At 77.2% G+C, this 16,827-nt stretch carries 18 protein-coding genes; 14 read left to right on the plus strand and 4 right to left on the minus strand.

Annotated features, from left to right (window positions below):
* Positions 1-91: 91 nt before the first annotated feature.
* Positions 92-1,399, plus strand: a complete 1,308-nt coding sequence (locus ACR9E3_RS02655) for a DUF4010 domain-containing protein (protein WP_460378227.1) — start codon at positions 92-94, stop codon at positions 1,397-1,399.
* Positions 1,400-1,408: 9 nt separating this feature from the next.
* On the opposite strand, the gene ACR9E3_RS02660 is transcribed toward ACR9E3_RS02655, so the two are convergent.
* Complete coding sequence (locus ACR9E3_RS02660) at positions 1,409-1,924, minus strand: universal stress protein (RefSeq protein WP_460378228.1); 516 nt, start codon at positions 1,922-1,924, stop codon at positions 1,409-1,411.
* Positions 1,925-2,009: 85 nt separating this feature from the next.
* Positions 2,010-3,008: a zinc-binding alcohol dehydrogenase family protein gene (locus ACR9E3_RS02665; RefSeq protein WP_460378230.1), complete on the minus strand. Its 999-nt coding sequence runs from the start codon at positions 3,006-3,008 to the stop codon at positions 2,010-2,012.
* A gap of 182 nt (positions 3,009-3,190) precedes the next feature.
* Here ACR9E3_RS02665 and ACR9E3_RS02670 point away from each other — a divergent pair, with 182 nt between their 5' ends.
* The 8 genes from ACR9E3_RS02670 (at position 3,191) to ACR9E3_RS02705 (ending at position 11,415) form a co-directional block, all read left to right on the plus strand.
* On the plus strand, positions 3,191-3,451 hold the full coding sequence (locus ACR9E3_RS02670) for an SHOCT domain-containing protein (protein ID WP_460378231.1): 261 nt from the start codon (positions 3,191-3,193) through the stop codon (positions 3,449-3,451).
* A gap of 93 nt (positions 3,452-3,544) precedes the next feature.
* Positions 3,545-4,165, plus strand: coding sequence for a DUF1003 domain-containing protein (locus ACR9E3_RS02675; protein ID WP_460378233.1), 621 nt, complete (start codon positions 3,545-3,547; stop codon positions 4,163-4,165).
* A 14-nt stretch (positions 4,166-4,179) separates the two neighbouring features.
* Complete coding sequence (locus tag ACR9E3_RS02680; protein WP_460378234.1) at positions 4,180-4,608, plus strand: CBS domain-containing protein; 429 nt, start codon at positions 4,180-4,182, stop codon at positions 4,606-4,608.
* A 7-nt stretch (positions 4,609-4,615) separates the two neighbouring features.
* Positions 4,616-7,309, plus strand: coding sequence for a glycosyl hydrolase family 65 protein (locus ACR9E3_RS02685; RefSeq protein ID WP_460378236.1), 2,694 nt, complete (start codon positions 4,616-4,618; stop codon positions 7,307-7,309).
* A complete protein-coding gene (locus ACR9E3_RS02690; protein WP_460378238.1) occupies positions 7,306-8,007 on the plus strand; it encodes a universal stress protein in 702 nt (233 codons plus the stop codon). Before ACR9E3_RS02685 ends, ACR9E3_RS02690 begins: the two co-directional genes overlap by 4 nt.
* A 4-nt stretch (positions 8,008-8,011) precedes the next feature.
* Complete coding sequence (locus tag ACR9E3_RS02695; protein ID WP_460378239.1) at positions 8,012-8,251, plus strand: hypothetical protein; 240 nt, start codon at positions 8,012-8,014, stop codon at positions 8,249-8,251.
* 6 nt (positions 8,252-8,257) lie between these two features.
* A complete protein-coding gene (locus ACR9E3_RS02700; RefSeq protein ID WP_460378241.1) occupies positions 8,258-9,325 on the plus strand; it encodes a glycosyltransferase family 4 protein in 1,068 nt (355 codons plus the stop codon).
* Positions 9,326-9,330: 5 nt separating this feature from the next.
* Positions 9,331-11,415, plus strand: a complete 2,085-nt coding sequence (locus tag ACR9E3_RS02705; RefSeq protein ID WP_460378243.1) for an amylo-alpha-1,6-glucosidase — start codon at positions 9,331-9,333, stop codon at positions 11,413-11,415.
* 12 nt (positions 11,416-11,427) lie between these two features.
* Here the strand turns inward: ACR9E3_RS02705 and ACR9E3_RS02710 are convergent, their stop codons facing one another.
* The gene (locus ACR9E3_RS02710; RefSeq protein ID WP_460378245.1) at positions 11,428-11,634 is read right to left on the minus strand and encodes a DUF1918 domain-containing protein; all 207 of its coding nucleotides are present in this window, start codon (positions 11,632-11,634) and stop codon (positions 11,428-11,430) included.
* Positions 11,635-11,802: 168 nt separating this feature from the next.
* Between ACR9E3_RS02710 and ACR9E3_RS02715 the strand changes: the two genes are divergently transcribed.
* Genes ACR9E3_RS02715 through ACR9E3_RS02730 form a run of 4 tightly spaced genes read left to right on the plus strand, consistent with a single transcriptional unit; the run spans position 11,803 to position 14,460 of the window.
* Positions 11,803-12,168, plus strand: a complete 366-nt coding sequence (locus ACR9E3_RS02715) for a VOC family protein (RefSeq protein ID WP_460378247.1) — start codon at positions 11,803-11,805, stop codon at positions 12,166-12,168.
* The gene (locus tag ACR9E3_RS02720; RefSeq protein ID WP_460378249.1) at positions 12,165-12,776 is read left to right on the plus strand and encodes a PfkB family carbohydrate kinase; all 612 of its coding nucleotides are present in this window, start codon (positions 12,165-12,167) and stop codon (positions 12,774-12,776) included. The genes ACR9E3_RS02715 and ACR9E3_RS02720 overlap by 4 nt, the downstream gene beginning before the upstream one ends.
* Complete coding sequence (locus tag ACR9E3_RS02725) at positions 12,773-13,183, plus strand: carbohydrate kinase family protein (RefSeq protein WP_460378251.1); 411 nt, start codon at positions 12,773-12,775, stop codon at positions 13,181-13,183. Before ACR9E3_RS02720 ends, ACR9E3_RS02725 begins: the two co-directional genes overlap by 4 nt.
* A complete protein-coding gene (locus tag ACR9E3_RS02730; RefSeq protein WP_460378253.1) occupies positions 13,180-14,460 on the plus strand; it encodes a site-2 protease family protein in 1,281 nt (426 codons plus the stop codon). The genes ACR9E3_RS02725 and ACR9E3_RS02730 overlap by 4 nt, the downstream gene beginning before the upstream one ends.
* A gap of 43 nt (positions 14,461-14,503) precedes the next feature.
* Here ACR9E3_RS02730 and ACR9E3_RS02735 read toward each other — a convergent pair whose 3' ends face one another.
* The gene (locus tag ACR9E3_RS02735; protein WP_460378255.1) at positions 14,504-15,994 is read right to left on the minus strand and encodes a sensor histidine kinase; all 1,491 of its coding nucleotides are present in this window, start codon (positions 15,992-15,994) and stop codon (positions 14,504-14,506) included.
* 235 nt (positions 15,995-16,229) lie between these two features.
* On the opposite strand from ACR9E3_RS02735, the gene ACR9E3_RS02740 reads away from it, so the two are divergent.
* Entirely contained in the window at positions 16,230-16,826 is a 597-nt protein-coding gene (locus ACR9E3_RS02740; protein WP_460378257.1) for a hypothetical protein, read from the plus strand.
* Position 16,827 lies beyond the last annotated feature (1 nt).

Consider the following 16,827-nt stretch of genomic DNA (forward strand, 5'->3'; position numbering starts at 1 on the left):
GCCGCCCCGGGCACGACCGCCGGCCCTGTCCGCTCCACCGCCCGCGTGCGGCACTGGAACCCCTGCGCGGCGGCGGGAGGTGATGAGCCCGGTGGACACCGTCACGGCCCTCGCCCACGTCGGCACCGCGCTCGCGATCGGGCTGATGATCGGCCTGGAGCGGGAGCGCAGCGCGCGGGACGACGAGCCGCGCCCGAGCGCCGGTGCCCGCACCGTCGCCCTCGTCGCCCTCACCGGCGCCGTGGCCGCGGCGATCGGCGGCGCCGTCCTGGTGGCGGCCCTCGCCGCGGTGACGCTGCTGCTCGTCGCCGGCTACCTGGCCGGGATCCGGGCCGCCGCCGCTCCGGACCTGGGCGCCACCACCGAGGTCGCCTCCGTCGCGGCCTTCCTGCTCGGGGCCCTGGCCTGGACGCGCCCTTCCTGGGCCGTCGCGATCGCCGTGGGCGTCGTCGTGGTCCTCGCCCTCAAGCGTCCGCTCCACCACCTCGCGACCCAGCTCGTGTCCGACCAGGACGTGGCGGACGCGCTGCGGTTGTTCGTCGTCGCCCTGGTCGTCCTGCCGTTGCTGCCGGACCGGCCGCTCGGCCCGTACGGGGTCCTCAACCCGTCACGGATCTGGCTGCTCGTCGTCGCGCTCACGGTCGTCGGCTGGGTCGGCTACGTCGGGGTCCGCGCGCTGGGTGAGCGGATGGGGCTCCTGCTGGTCGGGTTCCTCGGGGGGTTCGTGTCGGCGTCCGCGACCACGCTCGTGCTGGCGCACCGGCGACGGCGAGGGGAGACGACCCCGGCGCCGGCGGTGATGCCGGCGGTCCTCGCCGCGAACGTGGCGACGCTCGTCCAGCTCGTCGTGGTGGTCTCCGTCGCCGCGCCGACCGTGGCCCTGCGGCTCCTGCCGGCCGCACTCGGCGGCATCGTGGTCCTGGTCCTCGAGATCGGCTGGCTCTGGTGGCGACTGCCCGTCGGGACGGACGACGACCCGACCGACGACCCGACCACGGAGGCCGGAGGCGAGCAGGAGCACCCCGACGCGGCGCGCGAGCCCGTGGCGCGCCCGCTGTCGCTCACCGCGACACTGGCGCTGGCCGCGATCCTCGTCGTGCTGCTGCTCGCCACGCGCGGTGCGGCCGCGCTGGCGGGCGGGGGCGGTGTCGCCGTCGTCGCGGCGGTCGGGGGCCTGGCCGACGCGCACGCCGCGTCGGTGGCGGCGGCGAGCCTGGCCGGCCCCGTGATCGCGGTCGGCACGGCCCTCGGGGCCGTCGGGCTGGCGCTCGCCGCGAACACGGCGGTCAAGCTCGCCCTGGCGCTCGTCGCGGGCGGACGCCGCTTCGCGACGCGGCTGGCGCTGCTGCTGACCGGACCGGTCTCCGCCATCGCCGCGGGCATCGTGCTCGCGGCCTGACCGCCGGACTCACGACGCCGTCGCGGCGCTGCGGCCGGCCGGGGTGGCCGTCGCGGCCGGGATGACGGTCAGCGGGCACCGGGCGTGCCGCAGGCACCACCACCCGACCGAGCCGAGCACGGTCGTCGCCGCCCGCCCGCGACCACGGTGGCCGAGCACGAGGAGCGCGGCGTCGGAGGACGCCCCGGTCAGCACCGGGCCCGGGTCCCCCGCCACCGCCCGCACGGCCACCGTCGGAACGGCGTCGTCCGGGTGCTCGACGCGGTCGGCGGCGAGCACCTCGTCGACGACCGAGCGGGCCGCGGCCTCGGTCGCGGTCGCGACCGCGGCGCGATCGGCGACCACCGGCACGCGGTCGAGGACGGCGAGCCGTTCCGGGGAGACGAAGGCGGCCACGACCTCGACCGAGGTCCGCCGACGACGGGCCTCCCGCAGCGCGTACCGCAGCGCGGCCCGCGCCTCGACCGAGTCGTCGAGGCCCACCACCACGCGTCGAGCGCCGTCGCTCCTCGCACTGTCCACCATGGTCACCCGCTCCTTCCGACACCTCGCGTCGAGCTCACGGTGCGACGGAAGGGGCGCCCCGGGCAGGGCCCTCGGTCCCGGGATGTCAGGGCACGAGGACCGCCGCCCCCGTGATGCGGTCGTCGGCGAGGTCCGCGAGGGCCTGGCCCGCCCGGTCGAGCGGGTACGGCACGGTCGTCACCTCGAGGTGGTGCTCGGCGGCGACGCGCAGGAACGCGCGCGCGTCGGCGCGGGTGTTCGACGTGACGCTGCGCAGGGTGCGTTCCTGGAACAGGTGGCGCTGGTAGTTCAGGACCGGGACGTCGGTCAGGTGGATGCCGGCCAGCGCCAGCGTGCCGCCGCGGTCGAGGGCCTCCAGGGCCGGCGGCACCAGCTCGCCGGCCGGGGCGAACAGGATCGCCGCGTCGAGCGGCTCCGGCGGCGGGTCGGCGGCGCCCTGGGCCGAGGCCGCGCCGAGCTCCCGGGCCAGCTCCTGCGCGGCGGGGCTGCGGGTCATGACGTGGACCGTGGCGCCCTGCGCCAGCGCGACCTGGCCGGCGAGGTGCGCGCTCCCGCCGAAGCCGTAGAGCCCGAGGCGCCCGCCCCCAGGGAGCTCGGCGCGGCGCAGGGCGTGGAAGCCGATGATCCCGGCGCAGAGCAGCGGGGCGAGCTCGGTGTCGGTGTAGCCGTCGGGCAGGCGGTGGGCGTACGCCGCGGGCACCGTGGTGACGTCGGCGTAGCCGCCGTCGGCGTCCCAGCCGGTGTAGCGCGAGGCGGGGCAGAGGTTCTCGTCCCCGCGACGGCAGTACCGGCACGTGCCGCAGGTGTGGCGCAGCCACGCGATGCCGACCCGGTCGCCCTCGGCGAACCCGGTGACGTCCTCGCCCACCCGCTCGACCCGGCCCACCACCTCGTGCCCGGGGACAACACCGGAGCGGTGGACCGGCAGGTCGCCCTCCGCGACGTGCAGGTCGGTCCGGCACACCCCGCAGGCCAGCACGGCGACCAGCAGGTCGTCCGGCCCCGGCGTCGGCACGGCCTTCTCGACCTGCTCCAGCGGCCCGTCGGCCGCCGGTGCCGGGCGCTTCACGCGGAACGCTCGCATGGGCCTCCCCTCCCGGTCGTCACGTCCCGAGGTTCCGCTCTCGTCGGGGGCAGGACCAGGGCCGCGGGACCCGCCGGGCGCCCGCCGGTGGTCACCCCGGAACGGGTCGTCAGGCACTCCTCGCGACGCGCGCCGGCACCGATCGTCCGGCCCGTACCGGTCGGACGGGCGAGGAGGACACGATGATGTGGGGCTACGGCTGGGGCGGCGCGTGGATGGGGCCGCTGATGGGCGTGAGCGCCGTCCTGTGGTGGGTGCTGGTCGTCGTGGTCGTGCTCGGGGTGGCGCGCTGGTGGCGGGCCGGACCGGGCACACCGCCGGACGCCGTCGGGCCGGCGACGAGCGCGCCCGACGCCCGCGAGATCCTCGACCAGCGCTTCGCGCGCGGCGAGATCGACGCGGACGACTACGCCGAGCGTCGCCGCGTGCTGACCGGCGGCTGACCCCGGTCCCGCCCGGCCCGGGACGATCGGCCCGCCGCCCCGGGGACCCCGGACGCTCCCGGACCGGCCGGGTCTCCGACGACGCTCGTCGGCATGTCCGTGTCCGACGTCCCCGACCGGCTCGCCGCGCACCGCGGCCGCTGGTCGGGGCGCTACCGGCACCCGGCGAACCAGCTGCGCCACGGGGGCGCGACGCTCGGCGAGCGGGTCGCGGACCGCGTCACGGTGGCGTTCGGATCCTGGGCGTTCATCCTGGCGCAGAGCACCGCGATCGTGGTGTGGATCGCGGCGAACGTCGTCGGCGTCCTGCGCGCCTGGGACCCCTACCCGTTCATCCTGCTCAACCTGCTCTTCTCCACGCAGGCCGCCTACGCGGCGCCGCTCATCCTGCTCTCGCAGAACCGTCAGGCCGAGCGCGACCGCGTCAAGGCCGAGCACGACTACGCGGTCAACCAGCTCGCCCTGCAGTTCCTGCTCGCCTGGCACCGCGACGCCCACCCGCCGGGCTGCCGCTGCGTCGCCGACCTCGGCCCGGACGCCGAGAGACTGCTGGCGGCCCAGGCCGACCACGGGCGGGTTCCGCCCGGGGACCGGTCACCGAGCCGTTCGGGTCCCCGCCCAGCGACCAACGGCCCTGGGCCCTCGGCGGAGCAGGGGCTGGACTGGCCGGCAGGCCGCGGACCCGCGGCCCCGAGACCCAGGAGGTCCCCGTGAAGGTGCGAGACATCATGAGCCATCCCGTGGTGCGGGTCGGGCCCGACACCCCGGTCTCCGAGGCCGCGACCCTGCTCGTCGAACGGGGCTTCTCCTCGATGCCGGTGGTGGACGACGCGAAGGGCCTGGTCGGCATCGTCGGCGAGGCGGACCTCGTCCGCGGACGCATCCCGGCGCAGGACGGCCCGCCCGGCGGGCACGGCACCAGGGTGCGCGACGTCATGACCCCCGCCCCGGTCACGCGCGAACCGGGCGCCGACGTGAGCGAGGCCGTCGGCACGATGCTCGACCACGGTCTGCGCGCCCTCCCCGTCGTCGAGAACGAGGAGCTCGTCGGCCTCATCGCCCGGCGCGACGTGCTGCGGTGCGTGGCGGCGGGCGAGCTCACGTCCGCCGAGGTGTGGCGGCACCGCTTCGGCCTCGTCGACCACGACCGGGGCTGACACCCTCGTGGGCCCGACCGGGAGCCCGGCCCGGGCCGAGCCGCTCGGCGCCACCGTCGACGCGGTCGTGGTCCGCTGGGAGACCGCCGTCGGGCGGCCCCCGCGTGCCGGGAACGCGGTCGCGGCCCGCGTGCGTCACCGCCTGGCAGCGCTCTCCGAGCTCGGGATCGACCTGCTCCTGATCACGAGCTCGCCCGCGCGCCGGGTGGAGGCCACGCTTCCGCCGGCGACCGGACCGGGCGTCCGGTGGCTCTGGCCCACCCGGTCCGGCCGGCCGATCGCCAGCACACCCGACGGCCCCGAGGCGCTCCCGGACCACCGGCCGCCGGCTCCTGCCCGGGGGCCCCGCGCCCCGCGCGCCGTGCGCGCCTTCCTGGCCCACCTCGAGGCCCAGGGCATCGGCCCGGGTCTCGTCCTGCTCGTGCTCGGGCCGGACGACGCCGACCTCCTCGTGGCGGAGGCCGGACGCTCGCCGGCGGTCGCGGTGGGCGACCTCGCGCCGGCCGGTCCGGCCGTGCGCCACGCCGGTGGCGGGGCGGCGACCGTGCTGGCGCTGCTCGACGAGCAGCGCCGGCGACGCCGGCACCGTCGCGTCCCGACGATCGACGAGGACCCGGGCTGGGTCCTGCGGGCCCCGGCCGGGGTCCCCCGGCGGGCCGTCGACACCCTGTTCGGCCTCGAGGGTGGCGGCGTCGGGACCCGGGGATCGGCCGAGGAGGACCCGGGAGCCGCCCCCACCGTGCTCGCCCAGGGCGTGTACCGCGGCGACGGGGCGGCGCAGGAGCTGCGCCCCTTGCCGTCGTGGACCGGACTGGCTCTCGGGTCCGCGCCCCACCGCGACGACCGGGTCCTGGACCTGCGCACCGGGGTGGTGCTGCGGGAGGAGACGGACGGCCCCGACAGCTCGGAGGGTCCGGACGTCCGGCTGCGCACCGTCCGTTTCGCCAGCGCCACCCGGCCCGGCGTCATGGCCCTGCGCGCGGAGGCGGCCCGCGGACGGCTGCGTCCCGGGCCCGCCCTGCGGGTGCCGCCCGGCGAGCGGGCCGCCACCGGTGGGCACGGCGCGTCGCGCTACGCCAGGGTGGGTGCCGGCGACGGGCGGGGCGGGGCCGTCGCCGCGGCGGTCGAGCACCGGGGCCGGCAGGGACCGGTGGGCACCGTCGAGCGCCTCGCCCGGTACGCCACCGGGAGTCCGCCGCCGCGCGTCGCGCCGGCCCTGGCGGGGCTCGACGAGGCCGGCCGGGACGGGTTCGACCGGTTGCTGCGCGACCACCGCGCGGCGTGGGCCCGGCGATGGGACGACGTGGACGTCCGGATCCCCGACGACCCCGAGCTCCAGCGCGCCCTGCGGTTCTGCCTGTTCCACCTGTGGGGGCTCGCCTCCGGGGCCGCGCGCGGGGCGGGGCACCGCGAACTGGCGATCGGGGCCCGCGGCACCTCGGGGCGCGGCTACCGGGGCCACGTCTTCTGGGACGCCGACGTGTTCGTGGTGCCCGCCCTCGCCACCCTCGATCCCGCGGCCTCCCGCGCCGCGCTGTGCTACCGGCTCGCGCGGTTGCCCGCGGCGCGCGACCACGCGCGTCGCCACGGCCGGCCGGGCGCCCGCTTCCCGTGGGAGTCCGCGGCCGGCGGCGAGGACGTCACCCCCACCGCCGGGCTCCTCGGGGCCCGCCCCGTGGCGATCCGGACCGGGGCGATCGAGGAGCACATCACCGCGGACGTCGCCTGGGCCGCGGTCCACCACGCCACGTGGTGCCGCGAGCCCCAGTTCCTCCTCGGGCCGGCCCGCGCGCTGCTGGTGGAGACCGCCCGCTACTGGGCGGCCCGCTGCCGCGTCGACGACGACGGCCGCGCCCACGTCGACGGGGTGATCGGGCCCGACGAGTACCACGAGGACGTCGACGACGACGCCTACACGAACATCATGGCGCGGTGGAACCTGCGCGCCGCCGCGGACACCGCGCAGCGGGCCGGGGTCGTGGTCGCGGAGGCGGCGCGCTGGCGGGACCTGGCCGACCGGATCGTCGACGGGCTCGACCCGGTCACGGGCGCCCACGAGCAGTTCGCCGGTTACGACGCCCTGCGGCCCCTGCCGCTGGAGGGGACGTTGCGGGCACCGGTCGCGGCCGACGTCGTCCTCGGCCACGACCGGGTCGCGGGCACGCAGGTGATCAAGCAGCCGGACGTGCTCATGGCCCACCACCTGGTGCCCGGCGAGGCCGGGCCCGCCGCGCTGGGGGCGGACCTCGACCGCTACGGGCCGCGGACGGCCCACGGCTCGTCGCTCTCCCCCGGCATCACGGCCTCGCTGCTGGCCCGGGCCGGGCGGACCGCCGAGGCGGTCGAGATGCTCCGCACGGCCGTGTCGCTCGACCTCCAGGACCTCACCGGGACGACGGTGTCGGGCCTGCACGTGGGCGCGATGGGCGCCGCGTGGCAGGCCGTGCTGACCGGCTTCGCCGGGGTCCGGGTCGAGCACGGCGTCCTGCGGGTCGATCCGCGCCCGCCGGCGTCGTGGTCGCGGTTCGAGGTCCGCTTCCGTGCCCTGGGGAGACGGCTGCGTGTCCGGACCGACGGCGGGACCACGACGGTGACCACCGACCTGCCGCTCGCGGTCGGCGTCCACGACGCTCCACCCACCCGCGTCGTCGGGTCGATGGCCTTCCCCCGCACCTCCCACGTCGCCGGGAGGCCGGCATGAGCGAGATCGTCGTCCCCGGGCGCCCGGACGAGCAGGTCCTGCTCGTCGGCCGGGCGGCCGCGTCGGCCCTCGACGCGTCGCTGCGCGAGGTCCCGACGCCGGCCGGTGCCGCCGGGGTCGAGGCGGTGCTCGAGGCGCTCACGAGCCGGGACGCGGCCGCGGCTGTGCTGCGGCCCCGGCCCGCGGCCTGGGAGATCGCCCGCCGGGCCGACGTCCCGGTGCTCCTCGTCCCGCCCGGGGTGGAGGCGGCGCGTCCCCGCCTCGGGGACGTCCTCGCGCCCCTCGACGGGACCGCGGCGGCGGCCGCGGCGATCCCGCACGCCGCCGGCTTCGCCCGGCGCGACCTCGTCGTGCTGCACGTGCTCGACCCCGGGACCGGCGCGCCGCCGTTCTGGGACCAGGCCGCCCACGCGGGCGAGGCGTGGGCCGACGCGTTCCTCGCGCGCTGGTGCGACCGGCCGGGGGCCCGTTTGCTCCTGCGCTCGGGCGCGCCCGCCGAGGAGGTCCTCGCGGCGTCCCGGGAGCAGGAGGTCGGGCTCATCGTGCTCGGCTGGTCGCGGGACCTCGCCGGCGCCCACGCCCCCGTCGTCCGCCGCACCGTCGCCGAGGCCGACGTCCCCGTGCTGCTCGTGCCCGTCGACGGACGCGTTCCGGGTCCTTCGGCCCTGCGTGCCGAGGAGTCCGCCGCGTTCCGATGACCCCATGACCACCTACACCGTCCCGCTGGACCTGGGCGACGCCTTCGCCCCGCCGGTGGCGTGCCCCGCGTGCGGCGCCGAGCCGCTGTGGCCCGTCGACGACGCCGAGCGCACCAACTTCCTCTGCCGCGCGTGCGGGCGCTGCTGGCACCAGGAGCTGGCGTGGACCTCCCAGGTGGACCCCCACGCGTGCGGAACCTGCCTCGAGCAGGAGGCATGCCTGCGCGCCCCGGGCGAGCGGTAGGCCGCCGTGCGGATCGGGATCGTCGCCCCGCCCTGGGTCCCCGTGCCCCCGGTGGCCTACGGCGGCACCGAGGCGGTCATCGACAACCTCGCGCACGGCCTCGTGGCCGAGGGCGTCGACGTGCGGCTGTTCACCGTCGGCACGTCGACCTGCCCGGTGCCCTCGGACCACCTCTTCGACGACCCGGTGGCCCCGATGAACACGGCGCTGCCCGAGGCCGCCCACGTCCTCGCCGCCTACGACGCCCTCGACGACGTCGATCTGATCCACGACCACACGGTGCTCGGGCCCCTGGTGGCGGGCCGGCGCGGCGCGACCCGCGTCCCGGTGGTCACCACCCTGCACCACCTCCTGACCCCGCCCGCGCTGCGCGTGGCGGCCGAGGCCGCCCGTCACGCCTCGATCGTCGCGATCTCACGGTCGCAGGCGCGCTCCGCGGTCGGCGTGCCGGTGACGGCGGTGATCCACCACGGGATCGACCTCGACGTCCACCGGTTCGGGCCGGGCGACGGGGGTCACCTGATGTACATCGGTCGGATGGCACCGGAGAAGGGCGTCCACCGGGCGGTGCGTGTGGCGCGCGCCGCCGGCCGACGGCTCGTCCTGGCCACGAAGATCCGGACTCCCGAAGAGCGGGCCTACTACGAGGACGAGGTCCGTCCGCTGCTCCTCCCGGACGCCGAGCCCCCGCGGGAGATGGGACCCGACCAGCGGGCGCGCCTGCTGGGCGGCGCGGTCGCCCTGGTCAACCCCATCCGGTGGCGCGAGCCGTTCGGGCTCGTCATGGCCGAGGCGCTCGCGTGCGGGACGCCGGTGGTGACGTTCCCCGAGGGCGCCGCTCCGGAGATCGTCGACGACGGCCGCACCGGGTTCCTCTGCGACGACGAGGACGCGATGGTCGCGGCGCTCGACCGGATCGGGTCGCTGGACCGGCGGGCGTGCCGCGCGGCGGCCGAGCAACGCTTCTCGGTGGCCCGCATGGCGCGCGACCACGTGCGCCTCTATCGCGCGCTGCTCGACACCCCGCGCCACGGAACCCGCCCGGCCCGCGAGCTCCTGCCGCGCGGCGCCTGACGGCCGTGACGTCCCCGGCGCGCGCGGCGCTCACGCTCGTCGAAGGGTCGACGTTCTGCATCAGCGGCGACTCCGGGGACATCGCCCCCGGCCACGCGAGCGGCCTGTTCGTACGCGACGTGCGGGTCGTCTCCCGCTGGGAGCTGACCGTGGACGACCTGCCCGGAGAGCCGCTGCGCGCCGAGGTCGCCGAGCCGTTCGTGGGCTCGGTGCTCCTGCACGTCCGGGGCGACCCGGACAGCGCCCACCGCCGCGGGAGCCTGCTGCTGGTGCGGCGGCGCTACGTCGGCGAGGGCATGCGCGAGGACCTCCTCCTGCGCAACAGCACCGCCCGGGCCGTGTCCTGCCGCGTCGCGCTCACCGTGGGCGCCGATTTCGCCGACCTCTTCGCCGTCAAGGAGGGCCGGTCGCACGGGCTGGCCACGACCACGGCGACGGGATCGGGCGTGCTCGTGATCTCCGCCCCGGAGCACGGCCACACCGTCACCGTCAGCGCCGACGGTGACCCGGAGGCGCGCGGGGACGGCCTGGTGTGGGACGCCGAGATCCCGCCCCGCGACGAGTGGCGTGTGAGCGTCGCGGTCGAGCCGGTGATCGCGGGGCGCCGCATGACCCTGCACCACCCGCCGGGTCGGGACGTCGCCCAGTCGCGCCCGGCGCGGCGGCTGCGGGCCTGGCGGGACCGCTATCCCGGCCTCGAGACCGCCGACGGCGACCTCGCGGGCGTCCTGCGGCGCAGCGTCGAGGACCTCGGCGCGCTACGGATCTTCGATCCCGAGCACCCGGAGCGCGCCGTCGTGGCGGCGGGCGCGCCGTGGTTCATGGCGCTCTTCGGACGCGACTCGCTGCTGACCGCCCTGATGCTGCTGCCGCTCGACCGCAGCCTCGCCCTCGGCACCCTGCAGACCCTGGCGTCCTACCAGGGCACGGCCGTCGACCCCGCCACCGAGGAGGAGCCCGGGCGGATCGTGCACGAACTGCGGTTCGGCCCGCCCAGCCCGCTCGCCCCGGGCGTGCGCGACCGGTACTACGGCACCGCCGACGCCACGGCGCTCTTCGTCGTCGTCCTGGACGAGCTCGCCCGGTGGGGGGCGCCGGCGGACGCGGTGACGGCCCTCCTGCCGCACGCCGACCGCGCCCTGGCCTGGATCGAGACGTACGGGGACGCCGACGGGGACGGGTTCGTCGAGTACCGGCGCGCCACGCAACGCGGGCTCCTGCACCAGGGGTGGAAGGACTCCCGCGACGGCGTCAACCACGCGGACGGGCGGCTCGCCGAACCCCCGATCGCCCTCGTCGAGGTGCAGGCGTACGGCTACGCGGCCTACCGCGCCCGCGCCCACCTCGCGGACACGGTCGGCGACGCCGCCACGGCGGCACGGTGCCGGCGCCGGGCAGCGGACCTACGGCGGGCCTTCCACCGGTCCTTCTGGCTCGATGACCGAGGCTGGTTCGCCGTCGCGCTCGACGCCGACAAGCGCCCCGTCGACGCCCTCGCCTCGAACATGGGCCACGCCCTGTGGGCCGGGATCGTCGACCGGGAGCACGCAGCCGCGGTGGCCGCCCACCTCACCTCCCCCGAGCTGTTCTCGGGGTGGGGCGTCCGGACGCTCGCGACGTCGATGGGCGCCTTCGACCCGATGAGCTATCACAACGGCTCGGTGTGGCCGCACGACACGGCGCTGTGCGTGGCGGGCCTGGTGCGGTACGGATTCCTCGACGAGGCCCGCCGCCTCGCGACGGCGCTCCTGCGGGCCTCGGAGGCGTTCGGTCACCGGCTCCCCGAGCTGTTCGGCGGCTTCGGCCGGGACGGGACCGGGCGTCCGGTGCCGTACCCGACGTCCTGCGCCCCGCAGGCGTGGGCGGCGGCCGCCCCCGTGCTCGTGCTGCGGTCCCTGCTCCGCCTGGAGCCCGACGTTCCTCGCGGGGTGGTGCGGTGCGGCCCGGTGCTGCCCGACGAGCTGGTGCCGCTGCGGGTACGCGGACTGCGCATCGGGCAGGCCGACGTCGACGTGACCGTCAACGGCTCGGGCTGGTCGATCGCCGGGCTCGAGGGCACGGCGCTGCGCGTCGAGGCGCCGCGGGACTGATCGGCCGCGGCGTCAGGACGTGCCGGCGTGCAACGGATGCTCCTCCACCCGGGCGTCCGGGCCGGGGAAGACGAGGCTGGTGTGGTCGTCGTCGAGCCACCGCACCCAGAACGGCGGGCTGCCGTCGGCGTTGTCGACCGCCACGATCTGCGCCTGCCGCCGCGGCGACTCGTCGGTCAGCCCCTCGACGATCAGCCAGTTCCCGACCCGTGCGTGCATGTCCGGTCCTCCTCCGCGCTCCGCCGGAGCCGAGCGTCGCGCCGCGCCCGCGCGCGGACCAGGGACCTCCGGCTCGTGCGTGGCGGGCCCCACGGCTCCTCCGCCCGCCGCCGAACGCGTCCAGCGTGTCGTCCGACGGCACCCGCCACGCCTCGAGGAGGAGAGACCATGGGTCATCCCGTCGTGCACTTCGAGATCGGGGGCGCGGACGGCGCCCGCTCCCGCGCCTTCTACACCGACCTCTTCGGCTGGTCGGTGACGCCCGAGTCCCACGGCTACGGCGTCGTGTCCACCGGCTCCCCGGACGGTATCGGCGGCGGCATCATGCAGACCCCCGAGGGCGTGCCGCCGTGGGTGACCTTCTACGTGGAGGTCGACGACCTGGAGAAGACACTGGCCCGGGTCGAGGAGCTCGGCGGGCGGCGCGTGATGGGGCCGGCACCGGTCGGGGACATCGGCGAGATCGCCATGTTCACCGATCCCGACGGCAACCCGGTCGGCCTGTTCGGCACGCCGCGGGAGCGGACGCCGTGACGACCCCCGGGGACGGCGACGTCCTCTGCGTCGGCGACGTCGTCACGGACACCGCGATCGAGCTGATCCGCGACGCCAACACGGTCACCTACGTCGACGACGAGGGTGCGTGGCTCGCCATGCGCTCCGGAGCCAAGCTGCCGTTCGCCGGATTCCAGGACTTCGACGCCGCGGGCAACGCGGCGAACGCCGCGGTGGCGTGCTCGCGGCTGGGGCTGCACGCGGCCATCGCCACCGACGTCGGCAAGGACGACACGGGGCAGCGCATCGCCGCTCGCCTCGCCGAGCACGGCGTCGACACCACCTTCGTGCACGTGCACCCCGACCAGCAGAGCAACCACCACTTCCTGCTGCGCCACGGCGCGGAGCGCACGATCCTGGTCAAGCACCACGAGTTCGCCTACCGGTGGCCGGCGCCGGCGATCCCGCCCCGCTGGCTCTACTTCAGCTCGCTGAGCGAGCACGCCGACGCCTACCAGGACGAGATCGTCGGCTGGCTGGGCAGGCATCCCGAGGTCCGGCTCGCGTTCCAGCCCGGGACGCTCCGATCCGGGCGGGTGTCGCGCCGCTGCGGGACGTCTACCGGCGCAGCGAGGTCGCGATCATGAACCGTGAGGAGGCCGTGACGGTCACCGGAGGGGACCACGCCGACGTGCACGGTCTGCTCGCTCGTCTCCACGACCTCGGCCCGTCGATGGTCGTGGTCACCGACGGCCCGGCCGGTGCCTACGCGTCCGACGGGGACGAACACCTCTGGATGCCGACCTACCCGGACCCGGCACCACCGGTGGAACGCACCGGCGCGGGCGACGCGTTCGCCTCGACGCTCGTGGCCGCCCTCGCCCTGGGCGAATCCTTCCGGACCGCACTGCGATGGGCGCCGGTCAACAGCATGCACGTCGTGCAGCGGGTCGGTGGTCAGGCAGGGCTGCTGCGCCGGGGCGAGCTCACCGAGCTCCTCTCCCGCGCCCCCGCCGACTACCGACCGGTCCCGTTCCCGGGCGCCCGGCCGTGACCGCTCCGGGGACCGCCGACGCCGGCGCGGTGCGGCTGGGCCGCGTCGCGGGGATCCCCGTCGCGGCGCACTGGAGCGTCGCCGGGATCGTCGTGCTGATCGCCCTGGTCGTGGCGCGGTCCGAGCTGCCCCTGCTCACCCCCGGGCACACCGGCGTCGCCTACGCCGCGGGCGGGCTGGCCGTCGCGCTGCTGCTCCTGCTGTCCCTGCTCGCCCACGAGATGGCCCACGCACTGGTCGCACGGCGGGCGGGTCTCGAGGTCGAGGGCATCACGCTGTGGCTGCTCGGGGGCACCACGCGGATGCGGGGCGAGCCGGAGCGCCCCGGGGTGGAGCTCCGGGTCGCGGTGGTCGGCCCGCTCGTCAGCGCCGGCCTGGCCGGCCTCTTCGCGTGCGGTGCGCTCCTCGGCCGCGCGTCGGCGGGGGACCTCGTCGTCGCCGTCCTCGCCGAGCTCGCCGTGATCAACCTCGCCCTCGCGGTGTTCAACATCCTCCCGGCGGCTCCGCTCGACGGGGGGCGCGTGCTCCGCGCGGCGCTGTGGGCCTCGCGCGGGGACCGGTGGCAGGCCGCGATCGCCGCGGCGCGCGTCGGGCAGGCCCTCGCGGTCCTCCTGGTCGCGGGCGGCGTCCTCCTCGCGTTCCTGGTCGACCTCGGCGGGCTCTGGGTGGCGGTCGTCGGCTGGTTCATCGCCGCGGCGGCCGGCGAGGAGGAACGGCGTGCCCGCCAGGGGCGCGCCCTCGACGGTGTGCCCGTCTCCGCGGCGGCCGCCCCCGCCCCGAGGGTGCTCGCCGCCGACGCCCCGGCCGACGAGCTGGCCGCCGCGGCGCTGTCGCCGTCGGCCGCGGTCGGGGGGCTCCTCCTGCTCGACGCCGACGGGCGTCCGTCGGGCTACCTCCCGCCGGAGCTCCTCGGCACCGTGGCGGCGCGGGCGGGGAGCCCGAGCGCCCGTCGCCACTTCGCGGTGCCGGCCTCCCGGTTGACGACCGTGCCACCCGACGCCCCGCTCGGGCGGTCCGTCGGCGCTCTCGCCGATCGCGACGCCCGCCTCGTCCTGCTCGACGGTGACCGGCCGGTCGGCACGGTGTCCCGCGCCGAGGTCGAGGACGTCCTGCGGGACGCGGGCGTGATCCCGCCGCGTCCGGCGCCACGGTCGGGACGTGCCGGGGACACCCGGCCCGCCGGGGTCCCGTCCCCCGACGAGCCCCCGCCCCCCGGCTGGTGGTGGACCGGCGGCCCGGGGTCGTCGGGCGCCTCGTCGCCCCGTCCCGCGCCCTGACCTCCGACACCGCCGACACCGCCGACACCGGCGCGGAGCGGGCTCAGGGCACCGTCGAGACGGGTCCGATCGCCTCGACGGCCTCCTCCCCCTGCGGGCGCGGGATCCGCCACGACACCCGGGTGCCGCCGCCGGAGCGCGGCGTGACCGACACCGCGCCCCCGAGGCGTTCGGCGCGGTCCGCGACGAGGGTGAGCCCCTGCCCGGGGGTGAGGTCGGACGGGACGCCCACGCCGTCGTCGGAGACCGTGAGGGCGATCGCCTCGTCGTCGACCGCGAGCCGCACGGACGCCGACGGTGCCCGCGCGTGGCGGGCGATGTTCGCGAGGCACTCGCGCAGCACGGCGAGCAGCTCCTGGGCGACCGTGTCGGTGAGCACGTCCTCGACCGGTCCGCGGATCTCCAGGGCCGGCGTGATCCCGAGGGTCCGGCCGCTGTCGCGGACCAGGTCGAACATCTGCTCGCGCAGGGTGGCCGCCGAGACCTCGGTGCGGACGAGACCGGAGATCAGTTCCCGCAGCTCGTGGACGATGTCGTCGGTCTCGTCGACGAGCGGGGCGAGGTCGTCCGCCGCGTCCCGGTGGCGGTGCGCCGCGACCTGGAGCGCGAGACCGAGCGCGAAGAGGCGCTGGATGCTGTTGTCGTGGACCTCGGCCGCCAACCGGTCGCGGGCGTCGCGCAGTGCGATCTCGAGCCGCGCGTCGGCCAGGTCCGCGCCGTGACGCAGCAGGGCGGCCCGCATCGTCTCGACCGCGTCGCCGATGGCGGTGAGGTCCCGGGGACCGGCGAGCACGATCGGGGTGTCGTACGCGCCGGCGGCCGTCCGCTCGGCCTGACTCTGGAGGTCGACGAGGGGACCGATCAGGCGCCGCCGCACCAGGGGGATCGCGACCGCGGCCACGACCAACGACAGGACGGCCGCGCCGATCACGACCGCGTCGGCGGCCTGCTGGGCCGCGGCCACCACCGCGATCTCCGCGCGGGCCTGCCCGTCGGTACGGTCGTCGAGCACGCCCAGGCGCCCGCGCAACACGTCGAACAGCGCCTTCCCGCGGTCCACGGACGACGCCAGCACCGGCGGCGGCACCGGGCCGGCGCGGCGGGCGGCGATGTCGGGCTCGGCGACCTCCGTGCGCCACCGCTGCGCGGCGGCGGTGACCGCCGCCAGGTCCGCCTGCGCGCCCGGGTCCGGGCCGAGCAGCCCGGACAGCCCCGCCGTGGCGTCGGCCTCGGCACGCCGCCCCGCGGCGTACGGAGCGAGGAACGTCGGGTCCCCGGTGAGCAGGTACCCGCGCTGGCCCGTCTCCTGGTCGACGAAGGCCGTGGTCAGAGCGCGGCTCTCGGCCTGGGCGGGCAGGAGGTGGTCGGTCAGCTCCTCGACCCCGCCCGCGATGCGCAGCCGCGCGAGACCCGTGACGAGAGCGCTCACCACGACGAGCCCGACCAGCACCGTCACCAGGCTCCACACCGTGACGCGCAGCGTGGGGGAACGCCGCGGGGGACGCCGGTCGGCGCCGTCCCTCGGCAGCTCCATGGCCATCGCCCGCCCTTCGGCTCGTCGCTGCCGCGAGCATCCCCGGCGCACGCCGCTGTCCCCAGGGACCTCCGGCCCGTCCCGCCGTGACGTCGGCGCTCCGCGGGGCGCGCCGGGCGGCCCAAGGCCCTGCCGACGCCGGGCCGGTCGACCCTCCTGCGCGGGCCCGCCCGCTCCGATCCTCGGGGCGGGCCCGCCGATACGGCGACGCCGAGCCCGACGGGAGACCGATGCCATGATCCACATCGACCCGGGCGGACCGGACCGGATGACCGGGACCGTCGGCGGTCCCCTGCCCCGCCGCCGGGCCGCGCTCGCCGTCGCGCGCTGCGTGGTGGTCTCGCTGGTCCTCCTGGCGCGGCGACGCCTGCGCTGCCCGCGGTCGCGGGTCGGCACCCGGATCCACTTCGCGGACGGCACCTCGGCGTCGATCTACCGCGAGACGGTGGTCGACCGGGCGGCCGCCGCGCGCCCGTGCGCGCTGGCGGTGTGCTTCCGCCTGCGCGGGGTCCGCGGCCGCGGGCACGCCCTGTTCCGCGCCGAGAGCCTGCTCAACACCCCGCTGTTCGCGGGGTTCCCGGGGTTCGTCGCGAAGTGGTGGGTCGCGGCCGACGAGCTCGGCGTGTACCGCGGGCTCTACGACTGGGACGGCGCCGACCGCGCCGAGGCCTACGCGCGGGCTCTCTGGCGCGTCCTCGCCCTGGTCAGCGTGCCCGGCTCGATCGCCTACACCGTCCTGCCCGGACGGCGTCGCGACGACCTGCTCGACGAGCCCGCGTCGGCGGGCGCGGGCCCGGTGCCCGCCGACTGGTGGCGTGCCGTCACCGTCTGAC

The organism is Actinomycetospora sp. C-140 (assembly GCF_054796175.1).

What these genes read in the sequence shown, in the direction of transcription:
- ACR9E3_RS02695 (WP_460378239.1), top strand. Translation starts at nt 8,012, where the DNA reads ATGACCACCTACACCGTCCCGCTGGACCTGGGCGACGCCTTCGCCCCG.
- ACR9E3_RS02735 (WP_460378255.1), bottom strand. Translation starts at nt 15,994, where the DNA reads ATGGAGCTGCCGAGGGACGGCGCCGACCGGCGTCCCCCGCGGCGTTCC.
- ACR9E3_RS02710 (WP_460378245.1), bottom strand. Translation starts at nt 11,634, where the DNA reads ATGCACGCACGGGTCGGGAACTGGCTGATCGTCGAGGGGCTGACCGAC.
- ACR9E3_RS02740 (WP_460378257.1), top strand. Translation starts at nt 16,230, where the DNA reads ATGATCCACATCGACCCGGGCGGACCGGACCGGATGACCGGGACCGTC.
- ACR9E3_RS02670 (WP_460378231.1), top strand. Translation starts at nt 3,191, where the DNA reads ATGATGTGGGGCTACGGCTGGGGCGGCGCGTGGATGGGGCCGCTGATG.
- ACR9E3_RS02675 (WP_460378233.1), top strand. Translation starts at nt 3,545, where the DNA reads ATGTCCGTGTCCGACGTCCCCGACCGGCTCGCCGCGCACCGCGGCCGC.
- ACR9E3_RS02680 (WP_460378234.1), top strand. Translation starts at nt 4,180, where the DNA reads ATGAGCCATCCCGTGGTGCGGGTCGGGCCCGACACCCCGGTCTCCGAG.
- ACR9E3_RS02715 (WP_460378247.1), top strand. Translation starts at nt 11,803, where the DNA reads ATGGGTCATCCCGTCGTGCACTTCGAGATCGGGGGCGCGGACGGCGCC.
- ACR9E3_RS02725 (WP_460378251.1), top strand. Translation starts at nt 12,773, where the DNA reads ATGAACCGTGAGGAGGCCGTGACGGTCACCGGAGGGGACCACGCCGAC.
- ACR9E3_RS02690 (WP_460378238.1), top strand. Translation starts at nt 7,306, where the DNA reads ATGAGCGAGATCGTCGTCCCCGGGCGCCCGGACGAGCAGGTCCTGCTC.
- ACR9E3_RS02665 (WP_460378230.1), bottom strand. Translation starts at nt 3,008, where the DNA reads ATGCGAGCGTTCCGCGTGAAGCGCCCGGCACCGGCGGCCGACGGGCCG.
- ACR9E3_RS02660 (WP_460378228.1), bottom strand. Translation starts at nt 1,924, where the DNA reads ATGGTGGACAGTGCGAGGAGCGACGGCGCTCGACGCGTGGTGGTGGGC.